General features: G+C 64.3%; 15 protein-coding genes and 2 pseudogenes. 12 read left to right on the forward strand and 5 right to left on the reverse strand.

What is annotated here, in order from left to right; all coding sequences use genetic code 11:
• The first annotated feature begins 99 nt into the window (after positions 1–99).
• Positions 100–495 carry a hypothetical protein gene (locus P0645_RS14680; protein WP_284165331.1) on the forward strand — a complete coding sequence of 132 codons (396 nt, stop codon included), beginning with the start codon at positions 100–102 and terminating at the stop codon, positions 493–495.
• Here P0645_RS14680 and P0645_RS14685 read toward each other — a convergent pair.
• Positions 483–1,922 (reverse strand): MFS transporter, encoded by a 1,440-nt coding sequence (locus P0645_RS14685; RefSeq protein ID WP_284165332.1) that lies wholly within the window; start codon positions 1,920–1,922, stop codon positions 483–485. The two genes, P0645_RS14680 and P0645_RS14685, sit on opposite strands and share 13 nt — an antisense overlap.
• A 236-nt stretch (positions 1,923–2,158) precedes the next feature.
• Here P0645_RS14685 and P0645_RS14690 point away from each other — a divergent pair, with 236 nt between their 5' ends.
• The gene (locus tag P0645_RS14690; RefSeq protein ID WP_349775088.1) at positions 2,159–2,593 is read left to right on the forward strand and encodes a VOC family protein; all 435 of its coding nucleotides are present in this window, start codon (positions 2,159–2,161) and stop codon (positions 2,591–2,593) included.
• A 25-nt stretch (positions 2,594–2,618) separates the two neighbouring features.
• On the opposite strand, the gene P0645_RS14695 is transcribed toward P0645_RS14690, so the two are convergent.
• On the reverse strand, positions 2,619–3,467 hold the full coding sequence (locus tag P0645_RS14695; RefSeq protein WP_284165333.1) for a universal stress protein: 849 nt from the start codon (positions 3,465–3,467) through the stop codon (positions 2,619–2,621).
• Between the two features lie 225 nt (positions 3,468–3,692).
• Between P0645_RS14695 and ccoN the strand changes: the two genes are divergently transcribed.
• The 5 genes from ccoN to P0645_RS19355 all read left to right on the forward strand — a co-directional run bounded on the left by ccoN (position 3,693) and on the right by P0645_RS19355 (position 7,692).
• On the forward strand, positions 3,693–5,294 hold the full coding sequence (gene ccoN / locus P0645_RS14700; RefSeq protein ID WP_284165334.1) for a cytochrome-c oxidase, cbb3-type subunit I: 1,602 nt from the start codon (positions 3,693–3,695) through the stop codon (positions 5,292–5,294).
• A gap of 13 nt (positions 5,295–5,307) precedes the next feature.
• Positions 5,308–6,033 (forward strand): cytochrome-c oxidase, cbb3-type subunit II, encoded by a 726-nt coding sequence (gene ccoO, locus P0645_RS14705; protein ID WP_284165335.1) that lies wholly within the window; start codon positions 5,308–5,310, stop codon positions 6,031–6,033.
• Between the two features lie 9 nt (positions 6,034–6,042).
• Positions 6,043–6,246 (forward strand): cbb3-type cytochrome oxidase subunit 3, encoded by a 204-nt coding sequence (locus P0645_RS14710; RefSeq protein ID WP_284165336.1) that lies wholly within the window; start codon positions 6,043–6,045, stop codon positions 6,244–6,246.
• Entirely contained in the window at positions 6,243–7,106 is an 864-nt protein-coding gene (gene ccoP, locus P0645_RS14715; protein WP_284165337.1) for a cytochrome-c oxidase, cbb3-type subunit III, read from the forward strand. Before P0645_RS14710 ends, ccoP begins: the two co-directional genes overlap by 4 nt.
• A gap of 265 nt (positions 7,107–7,371) precedes the next feature.
• A complete protein-coding gene (locus tag P0645_RS19355; protein WP_349814650.1) occupies positions 7,372–7,692 on the forward strand; it encodes a leucine zipper domain-containing protein in 321 nt (106 codons plus the stop codon).
• A gap of 150 nt (positions 7,693–7,842) precedes the next feature.
• On the opposite strand, the gene P0645_RS14720 is transcribed toward P0645_RS19355, so the two are convergent.
• Entirely contained in the window at positions 7,843–8,493 is a 651-nt protein-coding gene (locus P0645_RS14720) for an SH3 domain-containing protein (protein ID WP_284165338.1), read from the reverse strand.
• 225 nt (positions 8,494–8,718) lie between these two features.
• On the opposite strand from P0645_RS14720, the gene P0645_RS14725 reads away from it, so the two are divergent.
• Positions 8,719–8,961 (forward strand): LysR substrate-binding domain-containing protein, encoded by a 243-nt coding sequence (locus P0645_RS14725; RefSeq protein ID WP_284165339.1) that lies wholly within the window; start codon positions 8,719–8,721, stop codon positions 8,959–8,961.
• Positions 8,906–9,136: pseudogene (locus P0645_RS19360) on the forward strand (transposase); the annotation flags it as partial. The gene P0645_RS14725 and the pseudogene P0645_RS19360, both read left to right, overlap by 56 nt.
• A 92-nt stretch (positions 9,137–9,228) precedes the next feature.
• Here the strand turns inward: P0645_RS19360 and P0645_RS14735 are convergent.
• Positions 9,229–10,263 carry a calcium-binding protein gene (locus P0645_RS14735; protein WP_284165340.1) on the reverse strand — a complete coding sequence of 345 codons (1,035 nt, stop codon included), beginning with the start codon at positions 10,261–10,263 and terminating at the stop codon, positions 9,229–9,231.
• Between the two features lie 178 nt (positions 10,264–10,441).
• Here P0645_RS14735 and P0645_RS14740 point away from each other — a divergent pair.
• A pseudogene (locus tag P0645_RS14740) lies at positions 10,442–10,645 on the forward strand (transposase); the annotation flags it as partial.
• Positions 10,646–10,788: 143 nt separating this feature from the next.
• Here P0645_RS14740 and P0645_RS14745 read toward each other — a convergent pair.
• Entirely contained in the window at positions 10,789–12,492 is a 1,704-nt protein-coding gene (locus tag P0645_RS14745; RefSeq protein WP_284165341.1) for a peptidoglycan-binding domain-containing protein, read from the reverse strand.
• A gap of 235 nt (positions 12,493–12,727) precedes the next feature.
• Here P0645_RS14745 and P0645_RS14750 point away from each other — a divergent pair, with 235 nt between their 5' ends.
• Complete coding sequence (locus P0645_RS14750; RefSeq protein ID WP_284165342.1) at positions 12,728–14,620, forward strand: AI-2E family transporter; 1,893 nt, start codon at positions 12,728–12,730, stop codon at positions 14,618–14,620.
• Positions 14,621–14,708: 88 nt separating this feature from the next.
• A complete protein-coding gene (locus tag P0645_RS14755) occupies positions 14,709–14,879 on the forward strand; it encodes a hypothetical protein (RefSeq protein WP_284165343.1) in 171 nt (56 codons plus the stop codon).
• The last annotated feature ends 91 nt before the right edge of the window (positions 14,880–14,970 follow it).

The raw sequence follows: 14,970 nt of genomic DNA on the forward strand, positions 1-14,970 counted from the left end.
TGAAGGACCTGCTAGCAGGTTCCTGCCGGAGCGGCCATAGCGACCCTTGCGCGCAGGCGGCGGCGGAGTAGACTCCGGCCGCATCCAAGGAGCGTCGCCATGCGTACCCGTGCCCTTCTGCTGATCCCCCTCGCCCTCGTTGCCTGCGGCACACCGCAGGAGCAGTGCATCCGCCGCGAGACCGGCGAGTTGAGGAAGATCGAACGGCTGATTGCCGAGACCGAGGGCAATCTCGCGCGCGGCTATGCCTATGACTATCGCGAGGTGACGCGCTGGGCCTGGGTCGCCTGCATCGCGCCGGGGCCACAGACACCCGGCACGCGGGTCCGCACCCAGATGTGCTGGGAACCGCAGGAGGATACGGTGCGCGAAGAGGTGCCGATCGATCCGGCGGCCGAGAAGCGCAAGCTCGCCGGTCTGACCGAGCGGCGGGCGGCGCTGATGAAGGCCGCCGCGCCCGCCGTCGCGGCCTGCAAGGCCGCCTACCCTGAATAGGCAGCTTCCGCCGCGCCGCGCCGGGTGAACCTCCAGGTGGCATAAAGCCCGACCGCGACCGCCGGAAGGCAGCCGATGAACAGCCCGCGCGCCAGATGGGCGGCCTCGGGTGCCGTCATGTCGGCGCTGAAGCCCATGGCATTGGCGAGGATGCCCAGAAGCGCCGCCCCGAACGCATAGCCGAAATGGCCGATGGTCGAAGAGGCGCCCGACAGCCGGTCTAGATCGTCCGGGGCGGTCAATCGGCGCGCGCGGCGCAGGACGAAGGTCCAGGCCAGGCCGAAGCCGAAGCCCTGCAGGCCGGAGGGGATGGTGATCAGGGCCAAAGGCCCCTGCGGCACAATCCAGATGGCGCTGGCCACGCCCGCCGCCACGCAGCCGATACCGAGCGCGATGTGAAACGGGTCACGGCTCTCCGGCGCGCCGGAAAAGGCGAAGGCCGCCACCGTCCAGGCAATCGCTTCAACCGCCAGCACCATCCCGGCCTCGGTCGGCGAGGCGCCGTGTATGAGCACCATCAGCAGCGGCCCGTAAGCCAGAAGCGTGATGGTCGCCACACTCATCGCGAGGTTCATCAGTTGCGCCGCGCCGATCGGCGTGCGCGGATCGAGCGGGCGACGCGGCAGAAGCCGGTCGGCGCCCGCCCGGTCGTCGGCGACGAGGAAGAGCGCGAGCGCGGCGAGACCCGAGACGAGCAGCAGGCTCGTGCGCAGGGGTGAGATGCCGATCCCGGCCCAGGCCACGGCAAGGACCCCGAGCCCCAGAAGCGCGAGCCGCGCGAGCGGCAACGGACCCCCTTGCGCCACGGACCCGGCCGCAGGCGGCAGGCGCAGGATCAGGAGGATCCAGAGCGCAAGCGCAAGCGCCTGCGCGCCGAAGAAGACAAAGCCCCAGCGCCAGCCCAGATGTTCGGCGAAAACCCCCCCGACCAGCGGGCCGAGAAAGGCCGCGCCGCCCCAGAGAACCGAGATCATCGCCATGACGCGGGCGAGGTGGCGCATGGCGAACAGCCGGTTCATGGCGATGAAGGACATGGCGGTCAGCCCGCCGCCGCCGATCCCCTGAAGAAGGCGTCCGACCAGCAGAATGGGCATCGTCGGTGCCACCGCGCTCAGGATACAGCCCGCCGCGAAGATCAGCGCCGCCCCGCCCATGGGCTTCCTGAGACCGATCCGGCGCGTCAGCCAGGCTCCGGCCGCGCCCGCGAGGATCGTGCCGATTTCATAAAGCGCGATCGACCAGGCGACATATTCCTCGCCCCCGACCGAGGCGACGATGGCGGGCATCATCGTCGCGACGATCAGCGCATCGGCCGCATGCAGCCAGACACCCAGACACACAAGCATCAGCGACGACATCTGCGCGCGCGTCAGAACCTCCCGCCAGGGTACATGCGCCGCACCGGTTTCCTCTGCCGTTCCCGTCATGGTCTGCTCTTTCAGTATGATCCTCGGGGCGTTCTAATTTCTCAAGCTAGGTTGAGATCAAGGACTTTCTTCGCGCATCAGATCTTTGCCGGAAACAATAGGCAGGGGCCGCTGCGCCCTACGCCCGATGGAAGCACCTTTCCCCCGGCGGAAGCAATGGCGGCTGTGAGTCATGGCATATCAGCGCTATTGATTGAGAGAGCACCAGAACGCAGCCTTTGGAGGCTTCACCTGGCATGAAAGGTCAAGACGTCATGATAGGGTATGTGACACTCGGCGCCGATGACATGGGGGCTGCGGAAAGGTTCTATTCCGCCTTCCTGCCGCGCCTCGGTTACGAACTGGAAGTATCCGACGAGGGGCTAAGCTGTTCGATTCCGGCCCGACCGGACAGTCAACAGCAGCCTGCCGATCTCTATGTCCGTCACCCTTTCGACGGACAGGCCGCATCGGTCGGCAACGGCGCGATGGTGGCGTTTGCCGTCGGGACGCAGGCGCTGGTGCGCGACCTTCACGCGGCCGCATTGGCGGCCGGTGGGCGGAACGAGGGCGCGCCCGGCTTTCGTGACGCCTATGGCCCGCATTTCTACGTTGCCTATCTGCGTGACCCGCAAGGCAACAAGATCGCCCTCTATTGCAACCGCCGGGACGAGCCGAAACGGCCGGACTGACGGAGACCGGGCCGAAGCCCGATGCTCAATGCGCGGTCAGCACCGGGACCTTCGCCTTCTCCAGCATTTCCAGCGTCGTGCCGCCGAGGATCGCCTCGCGGAAGCGGGAATGGCCGTAGGCACCCATGACCAGAAGGTCGGCGTTCACATCCTCGATATGGCGGCAAAGCTGGTCGGAGACATGCGGCAGCGTCTTGGCCAGCACCGACACTTCGCTGCGGATGCCGTGGCGCGACAGGAATTGCGAGAGCATCCCGCCGGGGTCGGACCGTTCCGGCCCGTGCGCGGGCGGGGCGATGACCGCGACATCGACGAAGCTGGCGGCCTTCAGGACCGGCAGTGCGGCGCGGACGGCGGCCATCGACTGGTCGCTCTGGTTCCAGGCGACGACCACCCGGCGGCCATAGTCGGCATCGACCCTGCCGGGCGGCAGCATCAGGACGGCGGCGCGGCCGTCGAAGAGCGCGGCTTCGAGGATCTGCTCCTGTTCCGCATCCGACCCGGCGCCGTAGGGTTGGGGCACCACGACCAGATCGGCGAATCGGGCGAGCCGCCCGACCTCTGGTCCGACCGCGCCCATCTGGGCGATGGCGGTATCTACGGCCCAGCGGATGTCTTCGGGCGCAAGCTGGGCGCGGACGGCGGCTTCTATCGCCTTTGCCTCGTTTTCCGCCTGCTGGAGTGTTTCCTGCAGGACAATCGGCGCCATCGGCGCGGCACCGATGTAATAGTAGCCGCTCTGCGTGCGGTCGATGGACAGGCAGAGCACGTCGAGATGTGCGTCCTCGCGCCGCGCGAGCGCCACGGCGGCATCGATCTGGGCGGCGGCAGACTTGGCCGCTGTGACGACGGTCAGGATGGATTTGTAAGCCATGTTTGTCTCCCTCCGGGGAAGGTCGGTGAACCCCCGATATGGGGATCGCTGCCCGAGAAAGATAGCGCCAGCCTGATGCGCCGCATTGACGCGGATCAAGGCGCGCGCTTGCGGCTTGACCCAGATCAATGTGAAACGGGTGCCGGCCGGACTAAGTGCCGGACAGTGAACGGGGGGTGGGACTCTGTCCTGCGGGAACCCGCGAAGCGACGAAGGGACGCGAAAATGTGGGATTACATCAAGCTTGCCGTGCTGGCGGCGATTGCGGTTCTGGCCGCCATCGCGGCCAATTACGCGCATGATCTGGCCTATATGGTGAACGCGCTGACCGTCATGCTGGCCGCCGCCGCGACATTCGTCTGGGCGCTGAAGACGGCGGGCGACGTGCGGGTGCATCCGCAGGACGAATATAACGACGGTGTGGTCCGGGCGGGGGCGATCGCCACCGCGCTCTGGGGTGTCGTTGGTTTTCTGGTCGGCGTCGTCATCGCCTTTCAACTGGCCTTTCCCGCGCTGAACTTTTCGGAGCTGACGCAAGGCTATCTGAACTTCGGCAAACTGCGTCCGCTGCACACATCCGCCGTCATCTTCGCCTTCGGCGGCAATGCGCTGATCATGTCGACCTTCTACATCGTGCAACGCACCACGGCGGCGCGCCTTTGGGGCGGCAACCTCGGCTGGTTCGTTTTCTGGGGCTATCAGCTGGTGATCGTGCTGGCCGCGACCGGCTATATCCTCGGCGCCACGCAATCCAAGGAATATGCCGAGCCGGAATGGTATGTGGACTGGTGGCTGACCATCGTCTGGGTCGCCTTCCTCGCGACCTTCATGGGCACGCTCTTCAAGCGCAAGGAACCCCATATCTATGTGGCGAACTGGTTCCTTCTGGCGTTCATCGTCACCGTCGCCATGCTGCATCTTGTGAACAACATCTCGATCCCGGTCTCGATCTTCGGGTCGAAGTCGGTGCAGCTCTTCTCGGGCGTGCAGGATGCGATGACGCAATGGTGGTACGGCCATAATGCGGTGGGCTTCTTCCTGACCGCGGGCTTCCTGGGCATGATGTATTATTTCGTGCCGAAACAGGCCGAGCGCCCGGTCTACAGCTACAAACTGTCGATCATCCACTTCTGGGCGCTGATCTTCCTCTACATCTGGGCCGGTCCCCACCACCTGCATTACACCGCGCTGCCCGACTGGGCCGCGACGCTGGGCATGGTCTTCTCGGTCATCCTGTGGATGCCGTCCTGGGGTGGCGCGATCAACGGGCTGATGACGCTTTCCGGCGCCTGGGACAAGCTGCGCACCGACCCGATCCTCAGGATGATGGTCATCTCGATCGGCTTCTACGCCATGTCGACGTTCGAAGGGCCGATGATGTCGATCAAGGCGGTGAACTCGCTTTCCCACTACACCGACTGGACCATCGGGCACGTCCATTCCGGCGCGCTCGGCTGGAACGGCATGATCACCTTCGGCGTCCTTTACTACCTTGTGCCGAAGCTTTGGAAGCGCGACGGGCTTTACAGCCTCAGCCTTGTGAACTGGCACTTCTGGCTGGCCACCATCGGCATCGTTCTCTATGCCGCCTCGATGTGGGTGACCGGCATCATGGAAGGGCTGATGTGGCGCGAAGTGGATGCGAACGGCTTCCTCGTGAACGCCTTCGCCGACACGGTCGCCGCGAAGTTCCCGATGTATGTGGTGCGCGCGCTGGGCGGGACGCTGTTCCTGACCGGAGCACTCATCATGCTCTATAACCTCTGGGCAACCGTCGCCAAGCAACCGGCCCGCGCCGGGCTGGGCGTCGCGATCCCGGCCGAATAAGGGGGGCCGGACCATGGCAATTCTTGAAAAACACAAGCATCTTGAAAAGAACGCCACGCTCCTTCTCGTTGCCTCGCTTCTGGTGGTGACCATCGGCGGGATCGTGGAGATCGCACCGCTCTTCTACCTGCAGAATACGATCGAGAAGGTGGATGGTGTCAGGCCCTATACGCCTCTGGAACTGACAGGGCGGGACATCTACATCCGCGAAGGCTGCTATGTCTGCCACAGCCAGATGATCCGCCCGATGCGCGACGAGGTGGAACGCTACGGCCACTATTCGCTGGCCGCGGAATCGATGTACGACCATCCGTTCCAGTGGGGCTCGAAGCGCACCGGGCCGGACCTTGCCCGCGTGGGCGGCCGCTATTCCGACGAATGGCACGTCGCTCACCTGACTGACCCGCAATCGGTGGTGCCGGAATCGGTGATGCCAAAGTACGGCTTCCTGACCGACCGCATGATCGAGCCCGAGCATATCGTGGCGCGGCTCGAAACCGACGCGCTGGTAGGCGTGCCCTACACGTCCGAAATGATCGAGGCGGCGAAGGAGGACTTCAAGGCCCAGGCCTCGCCCGACGCCGACACCGAAGGGCTTCTGGCGCGCTATCCCAAAGCGAATGTCGCGAACTTCGACGCCCAGCCCGGGATCAGCGAAATGGACGCGCTGGTGGCCTACCTTCAGGTTCTGGGCACGATGGTCGATTTCTCGACCTTCGAACCCGACCCAGAGCGATAGGGGGCGGACATGGACCTCTATTCCATCCTCAGGGAATTCGCCGACAGCTGGGCGCTTCTGGCCCTCTTCACGGTTTTCGTCGGCGTAATCTTCTGGGCCTTCCGGCCCGGGTCGCGCGCGGTGCATGAAGACGTGTCGCAAATTCCCTTCCGCCACGAAGACAGACCCGCCCGCGCCGCATCTGCGGCAGGGGTGAAGGAGACCGGACGATGAGCAAGAAACCGCAAGACAGGAAGGCGCCTCCGCCGACCACGGGCCATCAGTGGGACGGGATCGAGGAGTTCGACAATCCGATGCCGCGCTGGTGGCTCTGGATCTTCTACGCAACAATCATCTGGGGGATCGGCTATACGATCCTCTATCCGGCCTGGCCCCTGGTGAACGGCGTGACCCACGGTCTCTGGGGCGGATCGACGCGGGCCGAAGTTGCGGCCGAGATCAAGGCCTTCGACGATGCGAACGCGGCGATCGAGGCGAAACTCGCCGCAGCGCCGTTGGACGGCATCGCCGCGGACCCCGAGCTTGGACCCTTCGCCCAGAATGCGGGCAAGGCGGTCTTTGCCACCTGGTGCGCCCAATGCCACGGCGCGGGGGCGGGCGGCGCCAAGGGCTTCCCCAACCTTCTCGACAATGACTGGCTTTGGGGCGGCACGATCGACGATATCCACACGACGATCAGCCACGGCATCCGCAACACGACCGACCCGGACGCCCGCTTCTCGCAGATGCCCGCCTTCGGCGACATATTGGAGAAGGGCGACATCGACGCGGTGGTGAACCATGTCCTCGCCATCTCGGGGCAGGAACATGACGCGGCGCTGGCTGCGGCGGGCGCGACGGTCTTCGCCGACAATTGCGCCGCCTGCCACGGCGATCAGGGCATCGGCGACCGGGCACAGGGCGCGCCGAACCTGACCGACGCGATCTGGCTTTACGGCGGTGACCAGGCAAGCCTGACCGAGACGGTCACCAAGGCCCGCTTCGGCGTCATGCCCGCCTGGACGGGCCGCCTGAGCGACTCCGACGTCCGCGCGGTGGCAACCTATGTCCACAGCCTCGGCGGCGGCGAATAGAATTCGCCGGGGCCCACTGGCCCCGACGATACGCACCGGCGCCCGTCCTGTTCGCGCGTTTCCTGGGGGTGCCGGTGCGTTCCCCCTGTTTCAGAAGCAGGCCGCCACAGCGATCCGCCCGTGTCGGACGTTCGTGCCGCTCGGACCGGCGCAACGAGCCGCTGGCTTTTCGGCTGCGCCAGCTGTGAGCTTTCAACAGCTTGTCCGTTCGATCCTTCTGAAGTCGTTGAAGTTACCAAGCGCCAACGCTCTTTCGAGGGATCGAATGAACGTGCACGAGAATGCCAGACTGACACCTTTGGGTCGAGAGCGGCTTATCGGAATGATTGCAGGCGGGATGAGTTTTTCGCGGTTCGGAGCGGTCTGCGGCTGTTCCGCGAAGACCGCAGCGAAGGGGTGGCGGCGATATGAGCAGGAGGGGCGCGAAGGTTTGCAGGACCGCGGTTCACGCCCTTGTTCTTTGCGCAAGCCGACGCCTGATGGCGTGGCGGATCGGATCACCGCCCTGCGCCGTCAGCGTCGGCACCCAGCGCCGGGGGCTTTGGCGCGCCAGGCCGCAACAGGATGTACCCGACGTGGGCCGTGAAGGCGAGGCCGTCAGCAGATGCCAGGCACATACGGGCGAAAAGAACGAGCCCGGGCCGAAACTGGCCCGGGCTCTAAGACCGCTTGTCCAGAGTGCGGACATGCTTGGCTGATATTGCCCGAACTTACAGTTCAGACGGGAAGCGGTGCGTCAGCGGACGATATAGACGATGCTGTGATCGGCGTTGTTGATGACGACCGGCACGCCGTTGATGTAGGCGTAGGAATAGTCGCTTTCCGGAACGGGATGGATCGTGACCGTGTCGGGCACGCCCGCGCCAACGACCACTTCGCCGTCGAGGTAGACATAATCGACCGGGTGTTCCGTCACATAAGTGGTGACAGTCGCGTCAGGCGCGGACGTCCCGCCAGCAGTCGCACCGGCGACCGCACCGACGGCGGCACCAGCAGGACCGGCGATCAGGGCGCCGGCGATCGCGCCCATCGTGCCGCCGGCGGCCGCGGCTGCATCCTTGTTCTCTTGATACACCACGGTCTTGACCTGGGTTTTCGTCCGGTCGAGCGTCAGGATCATCGGCTCTTCGCCGACAGTCGTGGTCAGATAGTCGCCGAACGACCAGCCGACATTGCCGTCATAGCTGACCTGGCACCAGCTTGCGGCATCGACGCAGCCCTCGACCTCGACCGTGGCGCCCGCGGGGATCACGCCGACGATCGCATATTGCGGACCGGGACCCTGACGCAGGTTGAGATCTGTCGTCGCCGACGATTCCAGCGCCATCGCCGCACCGGAACCCATGAGACCGACAAGACCGGCCGAGATTGCAAGCGTTCTGAACATGACATACTCCTTCAATGTCTTGACGAGCGCCGTGGGTCCCGACTGTTTCGGGGTTGCACTGCGTCGCTGCGAACAGACAACTCGGCCATCACATTCGGGTTCCGATCCGTTGGCGAAAGCGCGGGAATAGTGGCGGCAATTTGCCGCCGCTCGCGCCGTCTGCCATGCAGGCAGGCACACCCGTCGAGGGCGGGATGCGCGTCCGCCAAAACCGCAGACGCGGCCTTGGGGCCGCGTCCGGCGGGTCTTGCGCATCTACCCGTCTATGTCGCTGCCCCCCACCTGCAGAACGGAGCGCTCGTCCCGGTCCTCGTGGACTACATGGTTCCATTTGGCGTCCTCAAGCTTGTCTGGTCGTCGAACAAGCAGCTATCGCCGAAAGTCCGGGCTTTCGTGGATTTCGTCGTCGAAAATGTCGGGCGCCACCCCATTGCATTCAAGCCCGCGAGAGAATTGTCTGGCCAGTGATCTCTTTCTGTCGGTGCCCGGCAAGCCCCGTAAGGACGACAGGCGGGCGCTGAGCGGGATTATCTTCATCAATCGCAATGGGTTGCGCTGGCGCGATGCGCCTGCGGACTATGGGCCTCACAAGACGCTCTACAGCCGCTGGAAGCGCTGGAGCGAGAAGGGCATTGAACCGCGCCGGAAAACTCGGAATGGTTCACGTTCACTCCGCCGCCTTTCAGACGCGGAACCCGGAACAGCACCCAGATCATCGCGCTGTTTGACCGACCCTTACGCCACCACCAAGTTGGCAGGCGGGGTGCCGGTAAAGATTACATCTGACCAACTCAGTCCGGTCTCGGCGATAACGATCCGCAGATCCTGATCCGGCAAGCCGCTGCCGGTCAGCCGGATGAGGATTTCGGTTTCTCCGGCAGAGATGTCCTCGGTCAGGGTGCCACTTTCGGCGGTATAGGTGCTGCCCAAATCCGACAGATCGATTCCGATCTGGTCGATGCCCTTTTCGAAATCAGTGATGACGGCGGCTTCGTTCACAAAGACAGGCGGGTCATCGGGCAAGGGCGTGAAATCTCCGTTCCCCGTTGTCAGCACGATCTCGAACAGGTCCGAGCCTTCGCCTCCGGTCATCCGCGCTGCGGTGTCCGAACTCTCGTCTGGCAGGGGAAAGGCCTCGACCGAATGGGTCAGCGTGTCATTGCCGGCACCGCCATCCGCGCCGATGCCATAGCCGGCCCCGCTAGAGGTACGGCCAGAGGTCAGGATCGTGTCGTTGCCGGCGCCGCCGGACAGCACCACGTTGTTTGACCCAGTACCGTCCAGGATATCATCGCCCTCACCGCCAAAGGCGGTTGTCACGGAGCCGTTGGCTGCGATAACGCGGATCATGTCATTTCCGGCATCGCCCGAAATGGTCGCATCTACCATGTCGGCGCTGATGATGTCGTCGCCTGCGCCACCCGAGATGGTCGAGGTTTCTCCGGCGGCAGAGATCGCATCGTTGCCGTCGCCGCCCGACAGATTTGCACCGCTGAGGTATGCCCCGTCGAACACACCGGCCAGGCTGATGGTGTCGTCGCCTGCGCCGCCATCGATCGTCGCGGCGACATTGCCGGTGGTCTTGGGGTCAAAGAGGTAGACGTCGTCGCCATCACCCCCCGTGGAGATGAGTCCGTCGGTGACAAAGGTGATCTGGCCGCCATCTTCCTCGCCGCCGGGAGTCTCTGGTGCGGTGTCATCGTCATTGAAAAGATCGAATGCGGTGCAGCCAAGCGCCCCACCCACAAGAACCAACAAAAGCATTTCCATTGCGACACCTCATTACCCAACATCACAGAGCTTTTAAGGTCAACTGCTGTCAAGTACGTTCTATATGGGTCTGTTGCTTTGACGGTGATGAACGGGATGCCCATGGGGGGTAATCCCCCCGAAAGCAAGGGGCTGCATAAGTAGAATTTTCTCGCCAAGATGAACGAGGAGATTCTGAATGAAGACAAGCAGATACACTGAGGCGCATATCCTTGCGATCCTGCGGCAGGCCGAAGGCGGGATGCCGGTGGCCGATCTGTGCCGCGAGCACCGCATGAGCAGTGCGTCGTTCTACAAGTGGCGCGCCAAGTATGGCGGCATGGACGCATCCCTCATCAGCCAGATGAAGGCCATTGAAGAGGAGAACCGTCGGCTGAAGCGCGGGGATAATGGCGGAAATTTGCCGCCGCTCGCGCCGTCTGCCATGCAGGCAGGCACACCCGTCGAGGGCGGGATGCGGGTCCCCCAAAACCGCAGACGCGGCCTTGGGGCCGCGTCCGGGGGGTCTTGCACTTCGATGGATCGTCACAGCGAATCGACCATGAGCCGTGCAACGGTTTGCTGGTTCAGAAACCCGCTGACCGGCAGGCCGCGCGATTTCTGATATCTGCGCAGGGCGCGTCGCGTATCCTCGTCGACGATGCCGTCGACGTTTCCCGGATTGAGTTGCAACGCATCCAGCCGATCCTCGATCACCCGTTTGATGAAAGGTGTAAGGCCGAGGCCGTCCTCGGCGGCGGCGGCCGCCTCGATCCTTTGCTGATCGGCCGGGCTGGGGCCTTGCCGTTCGATCAGCAGCTTTGCATCGGCCGCGAACGCGCCTTTCGGATAGGCCGCAAGGTAATCCTGGTAGCCCTGGACCGTGTTGATGGCAACGGCGCGATCCCACGCGGCCCGATCTGCCGCCTGCGCCTGACGCCTGCGTTCGTCGTCAAAGGGCTTCAACCGCTCCTGCGCGAGTTCCGCAAACAGGCCGTCCGGATAGCGCTTGAGGTAGGCCCGAAGCCCCGCCTCGTCGCCCGCCGCGCCGGTACTGTCCCAGAAGGCCCGGTCCGACGCGTCCTGTTCAGCCTTGCGCGCGGCGGCCTCTGCCTCGAGTTCGCTGGCGCGCCGGGCAGCCTGACCGGCGAGGGTCGTCACCTGCTGGCCTGTCAGATAGCCCGTGGCGGACAGATCGTTTCGCTTCTGCCAGCTCTTGATCGCCGCACGGGTTCCGGGGCCGAACAGCCCGTCGATGCCGCGGGGATCGAAATCGAGCAGAAGCAGGTTCTGCTGGATCTGGCGTCGCTTGTCGCGGCTGAGCCGAAGCGCATCCTCTTCCGCCGCCGCACGCGCCAGCGGGTCGTCCAGCAATTGCAGCGCCGTGCGGGCGTCGTCCGCGAACAACCCGTCCGGGTGACTGTCCAGGAAGGATTGGTAGGCCTGACGCGTGTCCAGCGCCTTGGTCGCAGCCCAGAGCTTTGTCTCGGCGCCAAGGCTCGCTTCGGCATCGGTTTTCGCCGGGGCAGCGCCGTCGGGCCGCTGAAACACGTGTCTGTCCGAGACATAGCCGGAAACGACGACACCTTTCGCCCCTCGGGTCAGGGCGGCAATGCTTTCGCCACGGCGGCTGGATATCTGGTCGGCCAGCCGGGCGATCGCCGCGACATTGCCGGTCATCACGGTAACGCCCTGCGGTGGGTCGATCCGGCCGAGCCCTTGCGTCAACCCGCGCCCGAGGTCAACCGAGCCACCTTCTGTGGCGATCAACAGGAGCGCTGCGCCGGGATGTTCGGCCGCGGCGGCGAGAACGGTGGAAAGGGACAGGCCTTCGTCGCCGATCGAGGCGAGGGTCGGCCCATCGGCATCGCGGCCAAGCAGCCAACTTTCCTCGCCCGCATGGGCGAAATGACCGGCAAGCAGGATGACGGAGGAGCCTTCGGAGGCGCTGTTGCGGTAATAATCGGCAAACAGCCGATGCAGCGAAGCCGCTGTCGCGTCGCTGCCGGACGTGACAAGAAACCCGGACGCATTCAGCGCCGTCACGACATCAAGCACGTCACCGGCGCGGGCGACGTCGTCTCCTGCCCAATACTTCTCGTTGCCGATGACAAGGGCGGCGTCCTGCCCCCAGGCGGGGCCCATTGCGAGCGCCATGAACAGGCACGACGGCTTTAGAAACGGCATGAAGACCTCGATCCCCTGAGGCGAGGCCGACACATTCGCAACGCGCGTCGGCTGCCAGTTCATGTCGCGACCCTTCACGGCCAGACACGGCCAGATTGGAAAGCCTGCGATCCAGGTCGAAATTTGAACGTCCGGGAGCCCCGTTTGTCCCGAAATCGCTTTATGGAGCCCGCGATCGTTGTCATGACTCGGTCCAGACAGACAGGGATTCCGGGCCCGGGAAATTGCGCCTCCAAGCCGGAATGGAACTGAGTGACGTCGCGTGCGTTTGCAGGATCAGCGGCAGGTGGGAGGCTCAGTGGCTCAGGCTGACGACATCGAACCGATCCAGCCCCAACGCCCGATGGTAGGGTCCGCGCCGGGTGCATCGGTTGCATCGATCAGGGTGCTTGTGACCATCGTTGCGGTCTGCACGATCCTCTATGTGGCAAGAGACCTTGTCCTGCCGCTTGTCCTTGGCATGCTGTTCGCCTTCATCCTGACGCCGGTGGTGAATTACCTGCGCGCCCATGGTTTGCGGGACACCGCCGCGGTCACGGTGACGGTTGTCGCGACCTCGATGCTTGTTGGATCGTTCTTGCTGATCCTTATCTATCAGGTTGGCCAGATTGGCGCGAACCTGCCGCAATATCAGGGCAATGTCCTTGCCAAGGTCGACACGCTTCTTGCGGCCGGAACGGAAAACGAGATCATTTCGCACCTGCAAGGCATGGTCGAGCGAATCTCGGAACGGCTTGACGCACAAACCACCGAGACGGCAAGCAATCAGGCCATGAAGGTCGAGCTGGTCGAGCAGACCAGCCTCATGGCCTGGCTGACCGACGTCATCCTGCCGGCGCTGACACCCGTCGGCGTGTTCGGCCTGATTTTCATTGTCGTTATCTTCGCCTTGCTTGAGCGCGGAACCCTGAGGGACCGGCTGGTGCAGCTGATCGGAGGCTCGAACATCCTGGCCACGTCACGGTTGCTGGAAGAGGCAGGCATGCGGGTTTCGAAATTCCTGGTGGCGCAACTGACGGTGAACGCCATCTATGCGGTGCCGATCTGGCTTGGCCTTTGGGTCATCGGCGTTCCCAATGCGCTTTTCTTCGGGCTTGTCACGCTTGTGATGCGCTTCGTGCCCTATATCGGATCGGCCGTCTCGGCCGTCCTGCCCCTGCTGATGGCCGTGGCCGTATCGTCCGGTTGGTCGATCGTTCTGTGGACCGTGGCCCTGTTCCTGCTGGTCGAACTGGTCACATCATATGTGATCGAACCCTGGTTTTATGCCCAGCAAACCGGCATGTCGCCGCTGGGCGTGATCGTTTCGGCAATGTTCTGGACCTGGCTCTGGGGTCCGATGGGACTGATCATCGCCACGCCGCTGACAGTGTGCCTGGTTGTCATCGGGCATCATGTGCCCGGTCTGAGGCTGTTTCCGATCATGTTGGGGGATGAGCCGGTGCTGACCGAATCCGCCCGGCTTTACGATCGGCTGCTCGCCGGCCGGTCGCTCGACTTCACCGAAGCCGCGGCATCGACAACCAGGCAACGCCATCTGGCGGACTATTACGATCAGACGGCAATCCCCGCGCTGGCGCTTGCGAGGGTTGATCATGAGGCGGGGCTTCTGTCCGACTATCAGGTGCAGCGGATCGCCAGCGCTGCCTGGACCCTCGCCGAAGAGCTGGAAACGGTGGTCGAGGACGAGCTTGCCAATGCAGAAGAGGAACCTTCGGAAGAGGGGGCGAATTCTCTGGTGACGAACGGCATTCTTGACGGGATCGGCGCCCGGGTCGCTGTGATCGGGGCGCAGTCCGAGCTGGATGCGGTTGCGGCGATGATGCTTGGTCAGTCGCTGCGTGCCGAGGGCGCGGAAGCGCTTGTCCTGCCGCTGCGTGCCGCCATTCCGCGGGCCCTGGGCAAGTTCGAGCCGACCGCGCTGATCATCGTCACGCTTGATGCGGTCGTGGCGACGCCCGTGCCGTTGCTCGTCCGGCTGATCCGGCGTCGTCTGCCCGGGGTCGGCGTCTCTGTGGCGCGGTGGGCCATCCCCGTCGGGCAGGCGCAGTCACCAACCGGAAAGGAAAGGAACTTTCCGGTCGCGGAAGGGATGGAAGCCGTCTTCGCGACGGTCTTCGGAAAGGAGGCGCCGGCGCCTTCCCTGGAAAAACCCCTGACGCCCGTGTCGCCGGAGGCGCGACCGGCTTGATGGCCCGGCCCGTGATCCCCGCCAGTCCGGGACGAGGTCGGAAAGCCTGCCGGGCAGATGCCCGGCAGATCGCGCAAGGGCGTACAAGATGCGTGACGATTTCGTACCCTTCGACATTGCACGGATGTTTCTTGGCACCCAGCCCACCCTCTTTTACCTGGAAATCGTCTTTCGCACCTGCCTGGTCCATGCCTGCTCGCTCCTCCTGCTCCGCTGGACCGGCGGGCGGGCCTGTCGATCGAGCCGTCGTGGGATGTGAAGTCACTGCAAGGTGCCGGGTCTGCGGTGTCGGTCACCGGGCCGCTGGGCTGCCTGGCTTGCGGACGGGTTCAGCACGGGGGCAAGCGCGA

It is taken from the genome of Frigidibacter sp. SD6-1 (assembly GCF_030143255.1).
Lineage (GTDB): Bacteria > Pseudomonadota > Alphaproteobacteria > Rhodobacterales > Rhodobacteraceae > TMP-24.

What these genes read in the sequence shown, in the direction of transcription:
- P0645_RS14755 (WP_284165343.1), top strand. Translation starts at nt 14,709, where the DNA reads ATGCGTGACGATTTCGTACCCTTCGACATTGCACGGATGTTTCTTGGC.
- P0645_RS14685 (WP_284165332.1), bottom strand. Translation starts at nt 1,922, where the DNA reads ATGACGGGAACGGCAGAGGAAACCGGTGCGGCGCATGTACCCTGGCGG.
- P0645_RS14745 (WP_284165341.1), bottom strand. Translation starts at nt 12,492, where the DNA reads ATGAACTGGCAGCCGACGCGCGTTGCGAATGTGTCGGCCTCGCCTCAG.
- P0645_RS14690 (WP_349775088.1), top strand. Translation starts at nt 2,159, where the DNA reads ATGAAAGGTCAAGACGTCATGATAGGGTATGTGACACTCGGCGCCGAT.
- ccoN (WP_284165334.1), top strand. Translation starts at nt 3,693, where the DNA reads ATGTGGGATTACATCAAGCTTGCCGTGCTGGCGGCGATTGCGGTTCTG.
- ccoO (WP_284165335.1), top strand. Translation starts at nt 5,308, where the DNA reads ATGGCAATTCTTGAAAAACACAAGCATCTTGAAAAGAACGCCACGCTC.
- P0645_RS14735 (WP_284165340.1), bottom strand. Translation starts at nt 10,263, where the DNA reads ATGGAAATGCTTTTGTTGGTTCTTGTGGGTGGGGCGCTTGGCTGCACC.
- P0645_RS14720 (WP_284165338.1), bottom strand. Translation starts at nt 8,493, where the DNA reads ATGTTCAGAACGCTTGCAATCTCGGCCGGTCTTGTCGGTCTCATGGGT.
- ccoP (WP_284165337.1), top strand. Translation starts at nt 6,243, where the DNA reads ATGAGCAAGAAACCGCAAGACAGGAAGGCGCCTCCGCCGACCACGGGC.
- P0645_RS14710 (WP_284165336.1), top strand. Translation starts at nt 6,043, where the DNA reads ATGGACCTCTATTCCATCCTCAGGGAATTCGCCGACAGCTGGGCGCTT.
- P0645_RS14680 (WP_284165331.1), top strand. Translation starts at nt 100, where the DNA reads ATGCGTACCCGTGCCCTTCTGCTGATCCCCCTCGCCCTCGTTGCCTGC.
- P0645_RS14695 (WP_284165333.1), bottom strand. Translation starts at nt 3,467, where the DNA reads ATGGCTTACAAATCCATCCTGACCGTCGTCACAGCGGCCAAGTCTGCC.
- P0645_RS19355 (WP_349814650.1), top strand. Translation starts at nt 7,372, where the DNA reads ATGAACGTGCACGAGAATGCCAGACTGACACCTTTGGGTCGAGAGCGG.